Source organism: Nocardioides faecalis (assembly GCF_018388425.1).
Taxonomy (GTDB): Bacteria; Actinomycetota; Actinomycetes; order Propionibacteriales; family Nocardioidaceae; genus Nocardioides; species Nocardioides faecalis.
Genome location: NZ_CP074406.1, coordinates 2104920 through 2123730, shown reverse-complemented (window position 1 = coordinate 2123730; position 18811 = coordinate 2104920). Strand labels below are relative to the sequence as shown.

Annotated in this window: 18 protein-coding genes and 1 tRNA gene; 18 read left to right on the top strand and 1 reads right to left on the bottom strand. The window is 74.0% G+C overall.

Annotated elements, in window-relative coordinates; genetic code table 11:
* Positions 1-86: 86 nt before the first annotated feature.
* The 16 genes from KG111_RS09850 (at position 87) to KG111_RS09775 (ending at position 14351) form a co-directional block, all read left to right on the top strand.
* Positions 87-902: a ParA family protein gene (locus KG111_RS09850; RefSeq protein ID WP_240196155.1), complete on the top strand. Its 816-nt coding sequence runs from the start codon at positions 87-89 to the stop codon at positions 900-902.
* Positions 887-1243, top strand: a complete 357-nt coding sequence (locus tag KG111_RS09845; protein WP_205292934.1) for a hypothetical protein — start codon at positions 887-889, stop codon at positions 1241-1243. The genes KG111_RS09850 and KG111_RS09845 overlap by 16 nt, the downstream gene beginning before the upstream one ends.
* Positions 1244-1250: 7 nt before the next feature.
* The gene (locus KG111_RS09840; protein WP_205292935.1) at positions 1251-2132 is read left to right on the top strand and encodes a segregation and condensation protein A; all 882 of its coding nucleotides are present in this window, start codon (positions 1251-1253) and stop codon (positions 2130-2132) included.
* Positions 2129-2761, top strand: coding sequence for an SMC-Scp complex subunit ScpB (scpB, locus tag KG111_RS09835; protein ID WP_205292936.1), 633 nt, complete (start codon positions 2129-2131; stop codon positions 2759-2761). The genes KG111_RS09840 and scpB overlap by 4 nt, the downstream gene beginning before the upstream one ends.
* Complete coding sequence (locus tag KG111_RS09830; RefSeq protein WP_205292937.1) at positions 2751-3542, top strand: pseudouridine synthase; 792 nt, start codon at positions 2751-2753, stop codon at positions 3540-3542. Before scpB ends, KG111_RS09830 begins: the two co-directional genes overlap by 11 nt.
* A 16-nt stretch (positions 3543-3558) precedes the next feature.
* On the top strand, positions 3559-4395 hold the full coding sequence (locus KG111_RS09825) for a helix-turn-helix domain-containing protein (RefSeq protein WP_249666063.1): 837 nt from the start codon (positions 3559-3561) through the stop codon (positions 4393-4395).
* Positions 4392-4847 (top strand): VOC family protein, encoded by a 456-nt coding sequence (locus KG111_RS09820; protein WP_205292938.1) that lies wholly within the window; start codon positions 4392-4394, stop codon positions 4845-4847. Before KG111_RS09825 ends, KG111_RS09820 begins: the two co-directional genes overlap by 4 nt.
* A gap of 57 nt (positions 4848-4904) precedes the next feature.
* The gene (locus KG111_RS09815; protein ID WP_205292939.1) at positions 4905-6014 is read left to right on the top strand and encodes a prephenate dehydrogenase; all 1110 of its coding nucleotides are present in this window, start codon (positions 4905-4907) and stop codon (positions 6012-6014) included.
* Between the two features lie 10 nt (positions 6015-6024).
* Positions 6025-6765, top strand: a complete 741-nt coding sequence (gene cmk, locus KG111_RS09810; RefSeq protein WP_249666062.1) for a (d)CMP kinase — start codon at positions 6025-6027, stop codon at positions 6763-6765.
* Positions 6762-7508 (top strand): lysophospholipid acyltransferase family protein, encoded by a 747-nt coding sequence (locus KG111_RS09805; protein ID WP_249666061.1) that lies wholly within the window; start codon positions 6762-6764, stop codon positions 7506-7508. Before cmk ends, KG111_RS09805 begins: the two co-directional genes overlap by 4 nt.
* Complete coding sequence (der, locus tag KG111_RS09800; protein WP_205292940.1) at positions 7501-8847, top strand: ribosome biogenesis GTPase Der; 1347 nt, start codon at positions 7501-7503, stop codon at positions 8845-8847. The genes KG111_RS09805 and der overlap by 8 nt, the downstream gene beginning before the upstream one ends.
* Positions 8848-8927: 80 nt before the next feature.
* Positions 8928-9509 carry a DnaE2-dependent mutagenesis accessory factor ImuA' gene (imuA', locus tag KG111_RS09795; RefSeq protein ID WP_205292941.1) on the top strand — a complete coding sequence of 194 codons (582 nt, stop codon included), beginning with the start codon at positions 8928-8930 and terminating at the stop codon, positions 9507-9509.
* Positions 9510-9532: 23 nt separating this feature from the next.
* A complete protein-coding gene (locus tag KG111_RS09790) occupies positions 9533-11188 on the top strand; it encodes a DNA polymerase Y family protein (RefSeq protein WP_205292942.1) in 1656 nt (551 codons plus the stop codon).
* A 35-nt stretch (positions 11189-11223) separates the two neighbouring features.
* Entirely contained in the window at positions 11224-11646 is a 423-nt protein-coding gene (locus KG111_RS09785) for a YjbQ family protein (protein ID WP_205292943.1), read from the top strand.
* 44 nt (positions 11647-11690) lie between these two features.
* On the top strand, positions 11691-13712 hold the full coding sequence (locus tag KG111_RS09780) for an oxidoreductase (RefSeq protein ID WP_205292944.1): 2022 nt from the start codon (positions 11691-11693) through the stop codon (positions 13710-13712).
* Positions 13713-13736: 24 nt separating this feature from the next.
* Positions 13737-14351, top strand: a complete 615-nt coding sequence (locus tag KG111_RS09775; protein WP_205292945.1) for a GyrI-like domain-containing protein — start codon at positions 13737-13739, stop codon at positions 14349-14351.
* A gap of 22 nt (positions 14352-14373) precedes the next feature.
* On the opposite strand, the gene KG111_RS09770 is transcribed toward KG111_RS09775, so the two are convergent.
* The gene (locus KG111_RS09770) at positions 14374-14964 is read right to left on the bottom strand and encodes a malonic semialdehyde reductase (protein ID WP_205292946.1); all 591 of its coding nucleotides are present in this window, start codon (positions 14962-14964) and stop codon (positions 14374-14376) included.
* A gap of 156 nt (positions 14965-15120) precedes the next feature.
* Here KG111_RS09770 and KG111_RS09765 point away from each other — a divergent pair, with 156 nt between their 5' ends.
* Both KG111_RS09765 and KG111_RS09760 read left to right on the top strand, forming a co-directional pair.
* The gene (locus KG111_RS09765) at positions 15121-18429 is read left to right on the top strand and encodes an error-prone DNA polymerase (RefSeq protein WP_205292947.1); all 3309 of its coding nucleotides are present in this window, start codon (positions 15121-15123) and stop codon (positions 18427-18429) included.
* A gap of 78 nt (positions 18430-18507) precedes the next feature.
* A tRNA-Pro gene (locus KG111_RS09760) sits at positions 18508-18581 on the top strand.
* Positions 18582-18811 lie beyond the last annotated feature (230 nt).

Genomic DNA, 18811 nt, shown 5'->3' with positions numbered 1-18811 from the left:
CGGTCGAGCAGGCCGTCGCGCCGCGACCGGCGGCGAAGTCGAGTGCGGCGAGCGCCGAGGTGGCGCTGGGCCCGACCGGGCGCCCGATGCCGGTGCTGCCCGACCCGCGCCCGCTCACCGAGCACGGTGGTGCCCGGGTGATCTCGATGTGCAACCAGAAGGGTGGCGTCGGCAAGACCACGACCACCATCAACCTGGGTGCGGCGCTGGCCGAGTTCGGCCGCAAGGTGCTTCTCGTCGATTTCGACCCGCAGGGCTCGCTCTCGGTCGGCCTCGGGCTCAACCCGCACGAGATGGACAGCACGGTCTACAACCTGCTGATGGACCGGCAGACGACCATCGACGACGTCGTGGTGCCCTCCGGCGTGCCCGGCATGGACCTGCTGCCCTCCAACATCGACCTGTCCGCCGCCGAGGTGCAGTTGGTGCACGAGGTCGCCCGCGAGCAGACCCTGCAGCGCGTCCTCGCCCCGGCGATCGAGCGCTACGACGTCATCCTCATCGACTGCCAGCCCTCGCTCGGCCTGCTCACCGTCAACGCGCTGACCGCCTCCGACGGCGTGATCATCCCGCTGGAGTGCGAGTACTTCGCACTGCGCGGGGTGGCGCTGCTCAAGCAGACCATCGACAAGGTCCAGGAGCGGCTCAACCCGAACCTGGAGGTCGACGGCGTCCTCGGCACGATGTACGACGGCCGTACGCTGCACGGCCGCGAGGTGCTCGAGCGCCTCGTGCAGGCCTGGGGCGACTCGGTCTTCCACACCGTCATCCGCCGCACGGTGAAGTTCTCCGACTCCACCGTGGCCGGCGAGCCGATCACCTCCTACGCCTCGTCCTCCAGCGGCGCCGAGGCCTACCGCCAGCTGGCGAAGGAGGTGGCGTTGCGGTGCCCCGACGTGTGAGCCTCCCGGCTGCCGACGACCTGTTCCGGCCCACGGTCGGCGCGGAGGAGCCCGCACCGCGCCGCGGCAAGGTGCGCGCCGTGCCGGACACCCCCGAGCCCGCCGAGCCACCCAAGAAGAAGGCGCCCAGCGGCAGGGTCCGTCACGACGAGAAGATCACCGTCTACGTGACCTCCGAGGAGCTGCTGGACCTCGAGCGGGCCCGGCTCACGCTGCGCGGCGAGCACGGCCTTGCCGTGGACCGCGGCCGGATCGTGCGCGAGGCGCTGCACCTGGTGCTGGCCGAGCTGGAGGAGCAGGGGGAGGACTCCACGCTGCTGCGACGGCTGCGTGAGTCATGATGCGACGGTGAGCGAGGTCGAGCAGGTCGCCGAGACCCAGGCCGGGTTCGAGGTCCACCTGAGCAACTTCGAGGGCCCGTTCGACCTCCTGCTCAGCCTCATCGCCAAGCACAAGCTCGACGTCACCGAGATCGCCCTGTCGAAGGTGACCGTCGAGTTCATCGCCCACGTCAAGGCCCTGCCGGCCAACGACCTGGAGGAGACGACGTCTTTCCTGCTGGTCGCCGCCACCCTGCTGGACCTCAAGGCGGCGCGGCTGCTGCCGGCCGGCGACGTGGAGGACGAGGAGGACCTCGCGCTGCTCGAGGCGCGCGACCTCCTCTTCGCCCGGCTGCTGCAGTACCGCGCCTACAAGCAGATCGCCGCCGTCTTCGACGGGCGACTGCGCGTCGAGGCGCACCGCCACCCCCGCGCCGTCGGCCTGGAGGACCGGTTCGCCGGGCTGCTGCCCGAGGTGCTGATCGGGATCGGGCTGGAGCAGTTCGCCGCCCTGGCGGCCCGGGCGATGGCACCCAAGCCGGAGCCCGAGCTGAGCCTGCAGCACATCCACGCCCCCACCGTCAGCGTGCGCGAGCAGGCCGCGGTGGTGATGGAGCGGCTGCGCCGCGCCGGCACGATGACCTTCCGGGCCCTGTGCGGCGACTCCCCGGACACCCTCACCACAGTGGCCCGGTTCCTGTCCCTGCTCGAGCTCTTCCGCGAAGGTGCGGTCTCCTTCGACCAGGTCACCCCGCTCGGTGAGCTGACCGTGCGCTGGACCGGCGCCGAGGAGGTCGACGTGGACGAGCTGATCACCGACGAGTTCGACGGCGCCCCGGCCGAACAGGTCCCGGCCGAGCAGGTCCCGACCGAGCCGGGCGACGACGCGACCGAGGAGAGCACCCCATGACCGAGCAGGACCAAGGCGCCGAGACCGCTGAGGCGGTCGAGCTGCACCCCGCGCTGGAGGCGGTGCTGATGGTCGCCGACCAGCCGCTGGACGCCCTCACCCTGGCCACCGCGGTCGGGCACCCGCCGGCCGTGGTCGACGAGGCCCTCGCCGCCCTCGCCGCCGAGTACGACGCCCAGGGGCGCGGCTTCGAGCTGCGCAACGTCGCCGGCGGCTGGCGCTACTACACCCGCGAGGAGTACGCAGGCGTGGTGGAGGGGTTCGTGCTGGAGGGCCAGCAGGCGCGGCTGACGCAGGCCGCGCTGGAGACCCTCGCCGTGGTGGCCTACCAGCAGCCGGTGTCACGTGCCCGGGTCTCGGCGGTCCGCGGTGTCAACGTCGACGGTGTGATGCGTACCCTGCTCAACCGGGGCCTGGTGGAGGAGGCCGGCCAGGACGGCGAGCACGGTGCGACCCTGTACCGCACCACGTCGTACTTCCTGGAGCGGATCGGCATCGTCTCCCTCGACGAGCTGCCCGACCTGGCCCCGCACCTGCCCGACCTCGAAGAGATGGAGAGCGAGATGTCATCGGCCGCACAGCTGGCCCCGGCGACGGACCCGGGGGAGGCGCGCACCGATGAAGCCTGAGCAGCCGCGCGAGATCCCACGCGAGATCGCCCTGGACGACGACGGCCAGATCCGGCTGCAGAAGCTGCTGGCCTCCGCCGGTGTTGCCTCGCGGCGCCGCTGCGAGGAGCTCATGCTCGGCGGCGAGGTGGAGGTCGACGGCGAGGTCGTCACCCGGCTGGGCACCAAGGTCGACCCTCGCACGGCGGTGATCAAGGTGTCCGGCAAGCGGCTGCCTCCGCTGTCGGACCGGATGTACCTGGTGCTCAACAAGCCGCGCGGCGTGGTCTCCACGATGGCCGACCCCCGCGGGCGGCGCACCCTGAGCGACGTGCTCACCGACGTGCTGCCGGAGGACCCCGGCCTGCGGCTCTTCCACGTCGGTCGCCTCGACACCGACACCTCCGGGCTGCTGCTGCTCACCAACGACGGCGAGTTCGCGCACCGGATGGCGCACCCCTCCTTCGAGGTGGAGAAGACGTACGTCGCCGAGGTGGCCGGCCGGATGACCAAGGCAGGCGTCGCGGAGCTGCTCGCCGGGGTCACCCTCGACGACGGCCCCGTCGAGGTACGACGTGCCCGGCTGCTGGACACCGCCGCCGACCGGTCGATCATCGAGCTGGTCATCCACGAGGGCCGCAACCGGATCGTGCGCCGGCTGCTCGACCAGGTCGGGCACCCGGTGCGGCAGCTGAGCCGCACCCGGTTCGGTCCGATCGAGCTCGGCACGCTGCGCAGCGGCGCGACCCGTGAGCTCAGCGGTGACGAGCTCGGTCAGCTGCTGGAGCTCGTCGGGCTCTAGCCCTACCCTGGGTGCCGTGAGCGAGATCCCGCCGCTCCCGGCAGCCCTGCGCGGACTCCTCGCCGCCCGCGTGGCCTACGACGTCGACATGGGGGCACCCGGTGTGCACCGGGGGCTGCCGTCCACGACGCTGACGCTGGTGCTGCCCCTCGACGCGCCGTTGCGGGTGAGCTGGGCCGGCCGGCCCGACAGCCTGCACGAGGGGTGGACCTCGCTGTCCGGGCTGAGCCTGGTGCCGGCCGCGATCCACCACGAGGGCACCCAGCGCGGTATCCAGCTCGCCCTCACCGTGGCCGGTGCCCGCGCGCTGCTGGGCATGCCGGCCGGAGCCCTGGCCGCGGAGCTCACCGACGCGGACGCCGCGGGCGTGACGGCGTTGCGCGAGCTGCCGGAGCGGCTGCACGGGCTCGACAGCACCCAGGAGCAGGTGGCGCTGGTGGACCGGGTGCTCGTCGACCTGGCCCGAGGCGCCGGGTCCCGGGGCACCGCGCCCCGGGACGGGATGCGCCCCGAGGTCGCCGTGGCGCTGCGTGCCCTGGCCGGTGGTGCCCGGGTGGGCGCGGTCGCCGCGAGCGTCGGGCTCAGCCGCCGCCGGCTCGGCGATCTGGTCCGCGCCGAGTGCGGGGTGAGGCCCAAGCAGCTGCACCGCGTCTCTCGGTTCGCTGCCGCTCGAGGGCTCCTCGGTCGCCTCCCGCTGGCCGAGGTCGCCGCCTGCTGCGGCTTCGCCGACCAGGCCCACCTGACCCGGGAGTGGACGGCGCTGGCGGGCTGCTCGCCGACGGTGTGGCTGCGCGAGGAGTTCCCCTTCGTTCAAGACGAGCCGGTCAGCGGGCTGGCAGCCTCAGACGCATGACGGACACGACCGAGACCCCAGCGACGACCCGCGAGACGACCCCCGAGTCGACGACCTCGACGACAGCGGACCAGGCGAGCACGGTGCGGGTGTGGCCCGCCATGGCCTTCGCCGACGTGGACACGATGCTCGGCTGGCTGCGTGCCGTCGGCTTCGTCGAGCACGTCACCCACCGCGACGACGAGGGCACCGTGGTGCACGCCGAGTGGCTGTGGCCGGGTGGCGGCGGGATCATGTTCGGCGCCGTGCGCGAGACCAGTCCGCTGCACGAGCCCGGCAAGGCCGGCACCTACCTGGTCACCGACGACCCGGACCGGGTCGTCGCCGCGGCGCTCGCGGCGGGCGGCACGTTGCAACGCCCGGTCCTCGAGCAGGACTACGGCGGCCGGGAGGGCTGCGTGCTCGACCCCGAGGGCAACCACTGGTCCTTCGGCTCCTACCAGCCCGCCTGAGCCCGGGAGGTCATCCCCTAGCCTGGGAGCCGTGCCCGGCCCCCGAGTGACCTGCTGATGACCGCCCCATCGAACGGCCCGACGAACGGCTCGTCGAACGCCTCGGTGCTGATCGGACCCGTCGAGGTCGTCGGCACCGGCCTGATCGGCACCTCCATCGCGCTGGCGTGTCGCCGCGCCGGGCTGGAGGTGCTGCTCACCGACGCCGCCGCGGACCACGTGCGCACCGCCTCCGGGCTCGGCGCCGGCCGGCCCCGCGCCGAGGAGGACGTGCCGCAGCTGGTCGTGGTCGCCGTACCGCCCGACGCGCTGGGGGCCGCGATCCGCGCCGCCCTGGACGCCGCCGGGCCGGACACCTACGTCACCGACGTGGGCAGCGTGAAGGGGGCGCCGCTGGACGCGGTGGCGGGCCACCCGGCGGCCGCGCGCTACGTGGGCAGCCACCCGATGGCCGGTACCGAGCACTCCGGGCCGCTGACCGCCAACGCCGCCCTCTTCGACGGCCGCCCCTGGGCGATCACCCCGGCGCACGGCGCCAGCCCCGCCGCGACGGCGCTCGTCGACGCCCTGGTGCGGCTGTGCGGCGCCGTGCCGGTCATGCTGCCGCCGGGCGACCACGACCGTGCGGTGGCTCGCACCTCGCACGTGCCGCACCTGATGGCCTCCCTCGTCGCGGGCACCCTGGCCGGCGCCGCCCCCGACCACCTGGCGCTGTCGGGCACCGGGATCCGCGACGTCACCCGGGTGGCGGGCGGCGACCCGGCGCTCTACAGCCAGATCATCGGCGCCAACACCGACGCCGTCGCCGACCTGCTCACCGAGGTCCGCCAGCGGCTCGACCTGGTGCTGGAGGCGGTGCGCGAGGGCGACCGCGTCGGCCTGGAGTCGCTGCTGGCCTACGGCCAGGCCGGCACCCGCGCCATCCCCGGCAAGCACGGCGGCGCCCCGCAGACGATGGTGCCGGTGCGGGTCGCGGTGCCCGACCACCCGGGCGAGCTGGCGCGGCTGTTCGCCGACGCCGGCGCCAGCGGCGTCAACATCGAGGACGTCCGCATCGACCACGACCCAGGCCGTCCCGTCGGCCTCGTCGAGCTCGACGTGGTGGAGGGCACGGCGGAGGTCCTGCGCGAGGCGCTGGAGTCGAGGGGCTGGACCACGCACCGGTAGTCTGCGGCCCGTGAGCGAGCCGGTGGAGCAGGGTCAGGACACGCCCGGGGCAGCGGGGCGCAGCGTCGTCGTCGCCGTCGACGGGACCTCGGGATCGGGCAAGTCCAGCACCTGCCGGGCGGTCGCGGACCGCCTCGGCCTGCGCTACCTCGACACCGGTGCCCAGTTCCGTGCGGTCACCTGGTGGATGCTGCGCCACGACGTCGACGTGCACGACGCGGCCGCCGTGGCTGCGCACGCCGGCTCCCCGGTGCTCGCCTCGGGCACCGACCCGCTGGCACCGAGCATCACCGTCGACGGCACCGACGTGTCGGTGGAGATCCGCAGCGACGAGGTCAACGCCGCCGTCTCCCCGGTCAGCGCCGTGCCCGAGGTCCGCGCCCGGCTGCTGGCGCTGCAGCGGGAGATCATCACCGAGAGCACCGGCGGCGGCCGTGCGGGCATCGTCGTGGAGGGCCGCGACATCGGCTCCGTGGTGTGGCCGGACGCCGAGCTCAAGATCTACCTGACCGCCGATCCCGCCGCTCGCGCCGCCCGCCGCGCCGCCGAGAACGGCGGCAGCGCCGCGGCCGGTGACGCCGCGCGCGTCGCCGCGACGCAGGAGTCGCTGCTGGCCCGCGACCGGATCGACTCCGCCCGCGCCGTCGCCCCGCTGACGATGGCCGACGGCGCGGTGCACATCGACTCCACCGACCTGACCCTGGACGAGGTCGTCGAGCTGGTGGTGGGACTGGTGACGGAGCGGGTGTGACCCCGCCTCCCGGCCAGGCCCGCGGCCCGGCCGCGCACCTGGCTCCACCGCGCAGCGACACCGTCCGCCCGCCGGCCACGAGGCTGCTGCGCGCCGGACGACCGGCGGCGCGCCGCCTGATCCGGCTGGCCTACGACGTCCGCGTGCACCACGCCGAGCGGTTCCCGGCCACGGGGCCGGCGGTGGTGGCGGCCAACCACGTCGGGTTCGTCGACGGCCCGCTGATGGCGATCTTCGCCCCCCGGCCCGTGCACGCCCTGACGAAGGTCGAGATGTTCACCGGACCCCTCGGCGCGCTGCTGCGCGCCGCCGGACAGATCCCGCTGGACCGGCGCCACACCGACCCGGGCGCCGTGCGCACGGCGCTGCGGGTGCTGCGCGACGGCGGCGCGGTGGGCGTGTTCCCGGAGGGCACCCGCGGGGAGGGCAACTTCGAGGTGTTCCACTCCGGGGCGGCGTACCTGGCGCTGGTCAGCGGCGCCCCGGTCGTGCCGCTGACCTTCCTCGGCACCCGGGAGACGGGTGGGAGCAGCGGCTCGCTGCCCGCGCGGGGGGCACGGATCGACGTCGTGGTCGGGCACCCGGTGCCCGTCGATGCGGTGGGTTGGCCGCGGACGCGGGATCATGTACGTCTGACCTCGGCCGCCCTGCGAGCGCACCTGCGCTCCGGGCTGGCCGATGCCCTCGACGAGACAGGGCGGAGCCTGCCCGGCCCGCTCCCGCAAGGAGACCGTGATGACTGAAGAAGCCGCCCCGACCAGCTCAGGCCCGGTGCCGGTGCTCGCTGTCGTCGGCCGGCCGAACGTGGGCAAGTCCACGTTGGTCAACCGGATCCTCGGCCGCCGCGAGGCCGTCGTGCAGGACATCCCCGGCGTGACCCGGGACCGCGTCTCCTACGACGCGGAGTGGAACGGCCGCGCCTTCACCGTCGTCGACACCGGCGGCTGGGACCCCGACGCGCGCGGACTGGCCGAGCGGATCAAGGCGCAGGCCGAGATCGCCGTGGGCCTGGCCGACGCGGTGCTGTTCGTGGTCGACGCCTCCATCGGGATCACCGACGCCGACGAGGCCGTCGTACGCGTGCTGCGCAAGTCCGGCAAGCCGGTCGTGCTGACCGCGAACAAGGTCGACGACGAGCGTGCCGAGATCGAGGCCTACGGGCTGTGGAACCTCGGGCTCGGCGAGCCGCACGTGGTCTCCGCGCTGCACGGGCGCGGCTCGGGCGACCTGCTCGACGCGGTGCTCGAGGTGCTGCCGAAGGCCCCGGAGGCCGGCGAGAAGGCGATCGGCGGTCCGCGACGGATCGCGATCGTGGGGCGCCCCAACGTCGGCAAGTCCTCACTGCTGAACAAGCTGGCCGGCGAGGAGCGCTCGGTGGTCGACAACGTCGCCGGCACCACCGTCGACCCGGTCGACGAGATCGTCGACCTCGACGGCGACCAGTGGCGCTTCATCGACACCGCCGGCATCCGCAAGCGGGTCAAGGAGGCCTCGGGCCACGAGTACTACGCCTGGCTGCGCACCTCGACCGCGATCGAGCGCGCGGAGGTCTGCGTGCTGGTCCTCGACGGCAGCCAGTCGGTGGCCGAGCAGGACCTGCGGATCCTGCAGGAGGTCCGCGAGGCCGGCAAGGCGCTGGTGATCGCGTTCAACAAGTGGGACCTCGTGGACGCCGAGCGCCGCTACTTCCTCGACCGCGAGATCGAGCGCGACCTGGTCCAGGTGCAGTGGGCGCCGCGGATCAACATCACGGCCAAGACCGGCTGGCACATCGACCGCCTGGTGCCGGCGCTGCGCCGCTCGATCGAGGGCTGGGAGACCCGGGTCACCACCGGCGCGCTGAACGCCTTCCTGGGCCGGATCGTCGCCGAGCACCCGCACCCGGTGCGCAGCGGCAAGCAGCCGCGGATCCTGTTCGGCAGCCAGGTGCAGACCGCGCCGCCGACCTTCAAGCTGTTCACCACCGGCAAGCTCGACGCGGGCTACGAGCGGTTCGTGGAGCGCCGGCTGCGCGAGGAGTTCGGCTTCGTCGGCACCCCGATCGAGATCAAGGTGCAGCCGCGGGAGAAGCGCAAGCGCTGACCCACGGCCCGGCCCTTCGATGCGGGCTGGGGGAGTGCCGCCCACTTGCCTCGTTCGAACAAATGTTCGAAGATGGGTGGGTGAGTCAAGCCGCGGTCCTCGATCAGCTCCGCGGCCGGATCCAGGCCCTCCAGGGCGGCCCGACCCGGCTGAGCGTGCCGACCGCGCCCAGCGTCGAGGGCCTGGTCCAGCTGCGCACCGGAGCGGTCTACTCCGTCGACTCCACCACGCTCGCCATGGAGCTGGCTGCCGGCGCCTCGCAGGCAGGGGAGTGGGTCGGCTTCGCCGGCTGGGACGACTTCGGTGCCGAGGCCGCGCACCAGCGCGGCATCGAGCTGTCCCGCACGGTGCTCGTGCCCGCCCCCGGCGAGCACTGGTTGGAGGTCACCGCCGCGCTCGTCGACGTGCTCAAGGTCGTGGTGCTGCGCCCGCCCGGGACGGTCGACGCCAAGTCCGCCTCGATCCTCGACGCCCGGCTGCGCTCGCGCTCCGGGGTGCTGGTCGTCCAGGGCGACTGGCCACGCTGCGAGGCCCGCCTCTCGGCGGTGCGGACCAGCTGGGAGGGCATCGGGCGGGGCAGTGGCCGGCTGCGCGAGCGGCGGATCGAGGTCGTCGTACGACGTGGCGCGGGGCCACCCGCGCGGGCCGAGGTCGTGGCCTAGATGCGTACCAGGGTGTCGGCCTGATGCGCACCATGGTGCTGTGGTGCCCGGACTGGTCGGTCACCGCCGCGCTGCTGGAGCAGGCGGACACGGCCGGCTCCGCCACCACCGACGCCCCCGTCGGCGCTGAGGCTCCCGCCGGTGCGGAGGTGCCCGCCGCGGTGCTCTCGGGCAACCGGGTCCTCGTGTGCAACGCCGCCGCCCGCGCGGAGGGCGTGCGCCGTGGGCAGCGCCGCCGCGACGCACAGGCCCGGTGCCCCGAGGTGCTGCTGCTGCCCGCGAGCCCGGAGCGCGACGCCCGCTGGTTCGAGCCGGTGCTGGCGACGGTCGAGGAGCTGCGCCCCGGGGTGGCGCCGATCCGTCCCGGCCTGCTCGCGGTGCCCGCCCCGGGCCGGTTCTTCGCCCGCGCCGGCGTCAGCGGGGAGGAGGCGGCTGCCGCCCTGCTCGCCGAGCACCTGGTCGGCGCCGGCGTGTGGGATTGCCGCTTCGGGGTGGCCGACGACCTGTACGCCGCCGAGCGGGCCGCCCGCTCCGCGCCGCCACAGGGCTGCGAGGTCGTCGCGCCGGGGGAGTCCGCGGCGTACCTGCGCGACCTGCCGGTCACGGTCCTGGCCGACGAGGGACCGGAGGGGACCGAGCTCGCCGACCTGCTGCGCCGCCTCGGCCTGCTGCGGCTGGGCGACCTCGCCGCGCTGGGGGCGGGCGAGGTCGCCAACCGGTTCGGCAGCCACGGCGTCGAGGTGTGGCGCCGGGTGCAGGGGGCGGGCGTGGCGCCGCTGGCCTCCCGCACGCCGCCGCCGGAGCTGGCCTGCGAGATCTCCTTCGAGCCGCCCCTGGACTCCGCCGAGGCGGCCGCGTTCAGCGTGCGCACCACCGCCGAACGCTTCGTCGCGGGCCTCGCCGCCCGGCAGCTGGTCGCCACCGGGGTGCGGATCGAGGCCGAGTTCGAGAGCTCGGGTGCCGGTGCTGGCCCGGGCGTCTCGGCGCGCAGCTGGCTGCACCCGCGCTGCTTCACCTCCCGCGACCTGGTGGACCGGGTGCACTGGCAGCTGCAGGCCGGCCTGGCCTCCTCCGGCCTGCGCAGCCGCAAGTCGTTCGGCACCCCGATCACCGCGCCCGTCACGGTGCTGCGGCTGCTGCCCGAGGTCGTCGAACCAGCCGGCGACCACGCCGAAGGCCTGTGGGGTGGTGGCGCCGAGGACCAGGTCGTGCGCGGCGTGGCCCGCGTGCAGGCCATGGTCGGCTACGACGCCGTCCGGGTGCCGGTGCTGCAAGGCGGCCGCGGCGCGGCCGACCGCCAGGCGCTGGTGCCGTGGGGCGAACGACCGACCGGGCTGCGGCCGGTGGACCGGCCCTGGCCCGGGGCGATCCCCGGGCCCGCCCCCACCCGCGTGTTCGCCGAGCCTCACGAGGTGGAGGTGGTGGACGACGCCGGCGCCCCCATCGCGGTCACCGAGCGCGGCATGGTCACCGGCGAGCCGGTGCGGATCCGGCTGGGCCGGCAGTGGTGCCCGGTGGCGGCGTGGGCCGGGCCCTGGCCGGTGGACGAGGGCTGGTGGCTCGGCCCGGGCGCCGGTGGCCGGGTGGCCCGCTTCCAGCTCGTCGGGGTCGACGGCCGGGCCTGGCTGCTGCGCTGGGAGGAGGGCGGCTGCTGGTGGGCCGAGGCGGCGTACGACTGAGCGAGGCGCTGGTCTTCGCCTGCCACGATGGGGGCGTGGACAGCCAGACGCGTACCTACCGCACCGGCGGCACCGAGGTGGTGCTCGACCTGACCTCCGACTGCGCCGACTACGTCGCACGGGCCTCCAGTGCGGCGGGGACCGGAGACGGCCTGCTGCACGTCTTCGTGCCGCACGCCACCGCCGGGCTGGCGATCCTGGAGACCGGCGCCGGCAGCGACGACGACCTGCTCGCCGCGCTCGGCGACCTGCTGCCGGCCGACGACCGGTGGCGCCACCGGCACGGCAGCCGCGGCCACGGCCGCTCGCACGTGATGCCGGCCCTGGTGCCGCCGTACGCGAGCGTGCCCGTGCTGGGCGGAAGGCTGGCGCTGGGCACCTGGCAGAGCATCTGCCTGGTCGACCTCAACGTCGACAACGCCGAGCGTGAGGTGCGGCTCAGCTTCCTGGCCGGCTGAGCACGCCCCTCCCGCCGCCACGTCGGCTGCGGGAGAATCCCGGGGTGAACACCCTGCTCGCCCAGCCGCTGCGGATCGGCTCCTTCACCGCGCCGAACCGGATCATGCAGGCGGCGCACTCCAAGCAGTACAGCGACCGCGTCGAGTCGGAGCGGGAGACGGCGTACTACGTGCGCCGCGCCGAGGGCGGCTGCGGCCTGTTCGTCGCCGGCAACCACTTCGTGCACCCCTCGGGCTCCATCCGTGGCTTCGAGGACGCCTGGCGCCCGGAGTCGGTGGCGGCCAACACCGCGATGACCTCCGCGATCCACGACGCCGGCGCCCGGGTGCTCGTGCAGCTCAACCACCACGGCGCCCAGGCGGCACCGCAGGGCCCGGCAGGACCGCGACCGGTGTACGCCCCGAGCCGGATGATCTCCCCGTCCACCGGCGTCGCCACCCGCGAGCTGAGCCACGGTGACATCCGCGAGCTGGTCGCCGCCTGGGCGCGTTCCGCCGAGCTGGCCCGCGAGGGCGGCTTCGACGGCGTCGAGATCCACCTGGCGCACGGCTACCTGGGCCACCAGTTCCTCTCCCCGCTCTACAACGCCCGGACCGACTCCTACGGAGGCGACCTGGAGGGCCGCACCCGGTTCCCGCGCGAGGTGCTGGCCGCGGTCCGCGCCGCCGTCGGCGACGACTACACCGTCGGCATCCGGATCTGCCTGAACGAGCACCACGAGGGCGAGCCGGGCCGGGGCTTGAGCGCCGCCGACCTGCGCGAGGTCGTCGCCCGTCTGCGGGCCGAGACCCGGATCGACTTCATCGACACCGCCGCCGGCGGCTACCACGACGTGCACTGGGTGTTCCCGTCCTCGGCGATGCCGGTGGCCTGGCTGCGCGAGGACGTCGCCGCGCTCAAGCAGGCCAACCCCGACATCCCGGTCTTCGGGGTCGGCTCGGCATGGGCGGTCGAGGAGGCCGAGGAGGTGCTGGCCTCCGGCATCGCCGACATGGTCGCGCTGACCCGCGGCCAGCTCGCCGACCCCGACCTCGCCCACAAGCTGCTCACCGGCCGCACCGAGACGGTGCGGCACTGCATCCGGCTCAACCAGGGCTGCCTGGGCCGCGGCTCCGTCGGCCTGCCCGTCACCTGCACCGTCAACCCCGACGCCGGCCGCGAGCTCGACCGGCTCCCCGAGCCCGGCCCCGCACAGCGGTGGACCGTCGTCGGCGGCGGACCCGCCGGGATGCACGCCGCGATCCGGCTCGCCCAGGACGGGCACCCGGTCACCCTGCTCGAGGCCGCACCCGTGCTCGGCGGCCAGCTGCGCCGCGCGGTGCGGGTGCCGGGGCGCGGCTCCGTCGGCCTGCTGCTGTCCGACCTGGAGCGCGACGTCGCACGCGCAGGCGTCGACGTACGCCTCGGCGTGGCCGCCGACGTCGCGGCCATCGCCGCCACCGCGCCGCAGCGGGTGCTGCTCGCCACCGGCGCGGTCGCGCCGACCGGGGACACCCACACGACGCTGGCCTTCGGCTCCGGCTTCGCCGAGCCCGCCCCGGCGAGCATCGACGCCTGGACGGCGATGGACGCCGCGCAGGCCGCCTCCGGCCCGAAGCTGGGGCCGCGGGTGCTGGTGGTCGACGACGACGGCACGGCGTATGCCAGCGGCGTGCTGCTGAGCCTGGTCGGCGCCGGCCTGGACGTGCACGTCGCGACGCCGTACGAGACGCTGCTGCCGCACGTCGGCACCGGCTACGAGCGCCAGGTCGTGCTGCGCACCCTGGCCGCCGGCTCGTTCACCCGCACTGTCGGGGTGCGGGTCCGCAGCACCCCCGACGGCCTGCGCCTGGTCGACCAGCTCACCGGCGAGGAGCGCGAGGTCGGCCAGGTCGACACCGTGGTCGCGCTGACCCCGCGCCAAGCGGTCCGCGTCGCCGGCCTGGACGCCGAGGAGTTGAGCGACGCGCTCGGTGTGCCGGTCACCGCGGTCGGCGACGCGCTCAGCCCGCGCAACCTCGACGCGGCGATCCACGAGGCACACTGGGTGGCGACGGGCAGGACGCTGCCCAGTCGGGAGAGCTGACCGAGCTGACCAGGGGGTCCCGCGGTGAAGGTCGACCTGAAGAAGGACCTCGACTGCTACGCCGCGCGCCGCGGCGAGCCGCGGGTGCTCGACGTCCCGCCGCTGCAGTACCTGATGGTCGACGGGCACGGCGACCCGAACACCGCGGAGGAGTACACCCAGGCGCTGGAGGCGCTCTATCCGGTGGCCTACGCGCTGAAGCTCGCCAGCAAGCGGCAGCTGGACCGTGACTACGTGGTGATGCCGCTGGAGGGGCTCTGGTCGGCGGCGGACCCGGAGACCTTCACCTCGCGCCGCGACAAGTCGCAGTGGGACTGGACGATGATGATCCTGGCCCCGGACTGGATCACCGCGGAGCAGTTCGCCGCCGCGGTGGCCGAGGTCGAGCGGAAGCGGTCCCCGGCCGCCCTGGACCGGGTGCGCCTCGCGCCGCTGGTCGAGGGCCGCTGCGTGCAGGTCCTGCACGTCGGGTCGTACGACGACGAGGGGCCCACGGTCGCCGCGCTGCATGCCTTCGCGGCGGCCTCAGGGCTTCGGCCCACCGGCCGGCACCACGAGATCTACCTCGGTGACCCGCGGCGCACCGCACCGGAGCGGCTGCGCACCATCCTGCGTCAGCCGGTCGCCCCCGCGGGCTGAGCGACCGGCCGGCGCCTTCGGGTCAGAGGGCCCGGACGACCTCGTCCTGCTCCAGGCGGGGGAGCCGGTCGAACCACGGGTCCTTGCCGGGGCGGCCGATGTTGACCACGAGCAGCGACTTCCAGGAGGTGCCGGCCAGCAGGTCGGCGTCGATGCCGTCGGCGTCGAAGCCGCCCATGGGGCCGGCGGCGAGACCGGCCGCGCGGACGCCGAGCAGGAAGTAGCCGATCTGCAGCGTGGCGTTGAACCGGGCGGTCTGCTCCCGGGCGGCGTCGTCGGCGAAGAGGTCACGGGCGCCGGGGAAGTGCGGGAAGGTGCGCGGCAGGGTGTCGTGGAACGCGGTGTCCGCGGCCAGCACCGCCACCAGCGGGGCGCTGGCGGTCTTCTCCCGGTTGCCCTCGGACATGTGCTTGAGAAGACGCTCACGACCCTCGTCGGTGCGGACCAGCAGCACCCGGAGCGGCTGGGTGTTCATCGCGGTCGGTGCGTACTTCACCAGGTCGTAGATGGCGGCCACCTGCTCCTCGCTCACCGGCTCGTCGGTGAACGTGTTGGCGGTGCGGGCCTGGCGGAACAGCAGGTCCTGGGCTTCGGCCGAGAGCGCGAGAGTCATGGAAGTTTCAACGAGGTGTGGCGGCGCCTGCTTCCGCGGATCGGGGTGGCTCGGGTCACAACGCACCGGCGGACCTGCGTCGGAGACCTTGGGATCGAACAGATGTTCGACTAGCGTAGGTCCATGAGCCCTTCCGACGACGTCGCCTGATCCGCCATGGGCTGGAACAACCCCCCGGTGCCGTGGCGGGAGCTGGAGCGCCGGCTCTCCGGCCGGGCGCCGGACCTGGAGGCGCCGGTCTCCCGGCGCAAGCACCCGCGCGCCGCTCCGGTGCCGATCCGCCGCCCCGAGCACGCCGCGCCGTACGCCGAGCTGCACTGCCACAGCCACTTCAGCTTCCTCGACGGGGCGAGCTCACCGGGCGAGCTGGTCGCCGAGGCGGTCCGGCTGGGGCTGAGCGGGCTGGCGCTGACCGACCACGACGGCTTCGCCGGCGCGCCGCTGTTCGCCGAGGCGGCCACGGACCACGCCCTGCCCACCGTCTACGGCGCCGAGCTCACTCTGGGCCTGGACGGCTCTCAGAACGGGGTGCCCGACCCGACCGGCACCCACCTGCTGGTGCTCGCCCGGGGTGTGGAGGGCTACCACCGGCTCTCCGGGGCGATCACCGAGGCCGGGCTGCGGGCACCGGAGAAGGGCAGCCCCGCGCACGACCTCGACGAGCTCGCCGAGCGCGGCCGCGGCCACTGGCTGGTGCTGACCGGCTGCCGCAAGGGCGCCGTACGACGTGCGCTGGCCGCCGACGGCCCGGCGGCGGCCGCCGCGGAGCTCGACCGGCTGGTCGCCCGGTTCGGTGCCGAGCACGTGGTGGTCGAGCTGATCGCAGGCGAGCATCCCGGCGCCGAGGAGACCAACGACCTGCTCGCCGCGATCGCCGACGACCGCGGACTGGGAGTGGTGGCCACCGGGAACGTGCACTTCGCGGCTCCGTCGCGGCGCCGGCTCGCGGCGGCGCTGGCCGCGGTCCGCGCCCGGCGCAGCATCGCCGAGCTCGACGGCTGGCTGGACCTGTCCGGGGGAGCGCACCTGCGCAGCGGCGAGGAGATGCTGCAGCGCTTCGCCCGGCGCCCGGACGCCGTGCACCGCTCGGTGGAGCTGGCCGCCGAGCTGGCCTTCGACCTGCGCAAGGCCTCGCCGCGCCTGCCCAAGCAGGGCATCCCCGCCGGGCACACGCCGAGCACCTGGCTGCGCGAGCTCACCGAGCGCGGGTTCACCGAGCGCTACGCGCACACCGAGCACGCCGCCGCCGCGCGGGAGCGGATCGAGCGCGAGCTCGACGTGATCAACCGCAAGGACTTCGCGGGCTACTTCATCATCGTGCACGACATCGTCGCCTTCGCCCGCGAGAACCGGATCCTGTGCCAGGGCCGCGGCTCGGCGGCCAGCTCGGCGGTCTGCTACGCGCTCGGGATCACCGCGGTCGACTCGGTCTACTACAACCTGCCCTTCGAGCGGTTCATCTCCGAGCACCGCGAGGAGGAGCCCGACATCGACGTGGACTTCGACTCCGACCGCCGCGAGGAGGTCATCCAGTGGGTCTACGACACCTATGGGCGGCGCAACGCCGCCCAGGTGTGCAACGTGATCTCCTACCGGCCGCGGATGGCGGTGCGCGACGCCGCCAAGGCGCTCGGCTTCTCGCCCGGCCAGCAGGACGCCTGGTCGAAGTCGATCGACGGCTGGGGCCGGGAGGTGGAGCGTGGCCTCGGCATCCCCGAGCAGGTGGCGGAGCTGGCCGAGGAGATGATGGGCGCCCCGCGCCACCTGGGCATCCACTCCGGCGGCATGGTGCTCACCGAGCGCCCGATCGGCGAGGTCTGCCCGATCGAGAAGGCCCGGATGCCGGGCCGCACCGTGCTGCAGTGGGACAAGGACGGCTGCGAGTCGATGGGGCTGGTGAAGTTCGACCTGCTCGGCCTGGGGATGCTCGGCGCGCTGGACCACATGATGCGGCTCATCGAGGAGCACACCGGCCGGCGCTGGACGCTGGAGACGATCCCGCGCGAGGAGCCGGAGGTCTACGAGATGCTCGGCCGCGCCGACTCCATCGGGGTGTTCCAGGTGGAGTCGCGAGCCCAGATCGGCACGCTGCCGCGGCTGAAGCCGGACTCGTTCTACCAGCTGGCGATCGAGATCGCGCTGATCCGACCCGGACCGATCCAGGGCGGTGCGGTGCACCCCTACGTGCGCCGCAAGACCGGCCGCGACCCGGTGACCTACGACCACCCCCTGCTGGTGCCGGTGCTGGAGCGCACCTTGGGGGTGCCGCTGTTCCAGGAGCAGCTGATGCAGATGGCGGTGGTGCTGGGCGACTGCTCACGCGACGACGCCGACCTGCTGCGCCGGGCGATGGGCTCCAAGCGCGGGGTGGAGCGGATCGAGAGGATCAAGGAGAAGCTCTACGCCGGCATGGCCCGCAAGGGGCTGACCGGTGAGGTCGCGGACGGCATCTACGTCAAGATCCTCTCCTTCGCCGGCTTCGGGTTCGCCGAGTCGCACGCCCTGGCCTTCGCGCTGCTGGTCTACGCCTCGTCGTGGTTCAAGCTGCACTACCCGGCGATGTTCCTGGCCGGCCTGCTGCGCAACCAGCCGATGGGCTTCTACTCCCCGCAGTCCCTGGTCGCCGACGCGCGGCGCCACGGCGTGCAGGTGCTGCGCCCCGACATCGCCTTCTCCGGCGTGCAGGCGGGCATGGAGCCGTGCGACCCGAGCGCGGAGCCGGACGAGCACCGGTACGACGACGGCTGGGCAGTCCGGCTCGGGCTGGACTCGGTGAAGGGCATCGGCACCGAGCTCGCCGCGCGGATCGTCGCCGCCCGCGCCGAGGCGCCGTTCGTCGACCTGCGCGACCTCTCCCGCCGTGCCGGGCTGGGGACCACGCACCTGGAGGCACTCGCCACCGCCGGGGCCTTCGAGAGCCTCGGCCTGGACCGCCGCCAGGCGCTGTGGATGGCCGGCTACGCCGAGGACGAGGCCCAGCTGCCCGGCAGCACCCCGGCGCCGCCACCGCCGACGCTGCCCGGGATGAGCCCGATGGAGGTGACGCTGGCCGACCTGTGGGCCACCCGCGTCTCCACCGACCTGCACCCGATCCAGCACTACCGCGACGCGTTGAGCGCCGCCGGGGTCGCCAGCATCGGGGCCCTGGCCCGCACCGAGGCGGGGCGCCGCGTCCACGTCGCCGGGCTGGTGACCCACCGTCAGCGCCCCGGGACCGCCGGGGGAGTCACGTTCCTCAACCTCGAGGACGAGACCGGCATGCTCAACGTGGTCTGCTCGCCCGGGGTGATGCGGGTGCACCGCCAGGTGGCGCGCAACAAGGTCGCGGTCGTCGTACGGGGCAGGCTGGAGCGGCAGGACGGCGTGACGAACCTGGTCGCGGACCGGATCGAGTCGCTGGACACCGTCCTGCCCGGCTCGGGACAGGCGCTGCAGGTGCGGCAGTCCTCGCGCGACTTCAGGTAGACACCCAGGGCGATTCTCGTCCCTGCCGAGTGCTGCGGTAAGGTCCCGACTGCTCCTGCCGGTGACGGCGGAAGTGTTCGGGCTGTAGCGCAGCTTGGTAGCGCACCTGACTGGGGGTCAGGGGGTCGCAGGTTCAAATCCTGTCAGCCCGACAGATCAGGCCCGGAATTCCACGGAATTCCGGGCCTGAAAGCGTTGGCGGACCTGAGCCGGTCACCAGAAAAGGCATCGTCTGCTCCCCCTGACCGCGCCGTCCGCGTGAGCATCCCCGCGAACGAGCATGGAGTGCCTGCGGGCGTTCCGGATCAGCGAATCTGCCGGTCCTGCGGCCCTTTCTGTCTCTCCGCGACCGACCTCGCCCACGTTCTCATGGGCTCGCGCG

Bases quoted from the DNA above. Each gene is read 5' to 3' on its own strand.
- KG111_RS09850 (WP_240196155.1), top strand. From the start codon at position 87: ATGCCGGTGCTGCCCGACCCGCGCCCGCTCACCGAGCACGGTGGTGCC.
- scpB (WP_205292936.1), top strand. From the start codon at position 2,129: ATGACCGAGCAGGACCAAGGCGCCGAGACCGCTGAGGCGGTCGAGCTG.
- KG111_RS09830 (WP_205292937.1), top strand. From the start codon at position 2,751: ATGAAGCCTGAGCAGCCGCGCGAGATCCCACGCGAGATCGCCCTGGAC.
- KG111_RS09820 (WP_205292938.1), top strand. From the start codon at position 4,392: ATGACGGACACGACCGAGACCCCAGCGACGACCCGCGAGACGACCCCC.
- KG111_RS09815 (WP_205292939.1), top strand. From the start codon at position 4,905: ATGACCGCCCCATCGAACGGCCCGACGAACGGCTCGTCGAACGCCTCG.
- der (WP_205292940.1), top strand. From the start codon at position 7,501: ATGACTGAAGAAGCCGCCCCGACCAGCTCAGGCCCGGTGCCGGTGCTC.
- KG111_RS09790 (WP_205292942.1), top strand. From the start codon at position 9,533: ATGCGCACCATGGTGCTGTGGTGCCCGGACTGGTCGGTCACCGCCGCG.
- KG111_RS09770 (WP_205292946.1), bottom strand. From the start codon at position 14,964: ATGACTCTCGCGCTCTCGGCCGAAGCCCAGGACCTGCTGTTCCGCCAG.
- KG111_RS09765 (WP_205292947.1), top strand. From the start codon at position 15,121: ATGGGCTGGAACAACCCCCCGGTGCCGTGGCGGGAGCTGGAGCGCCGG.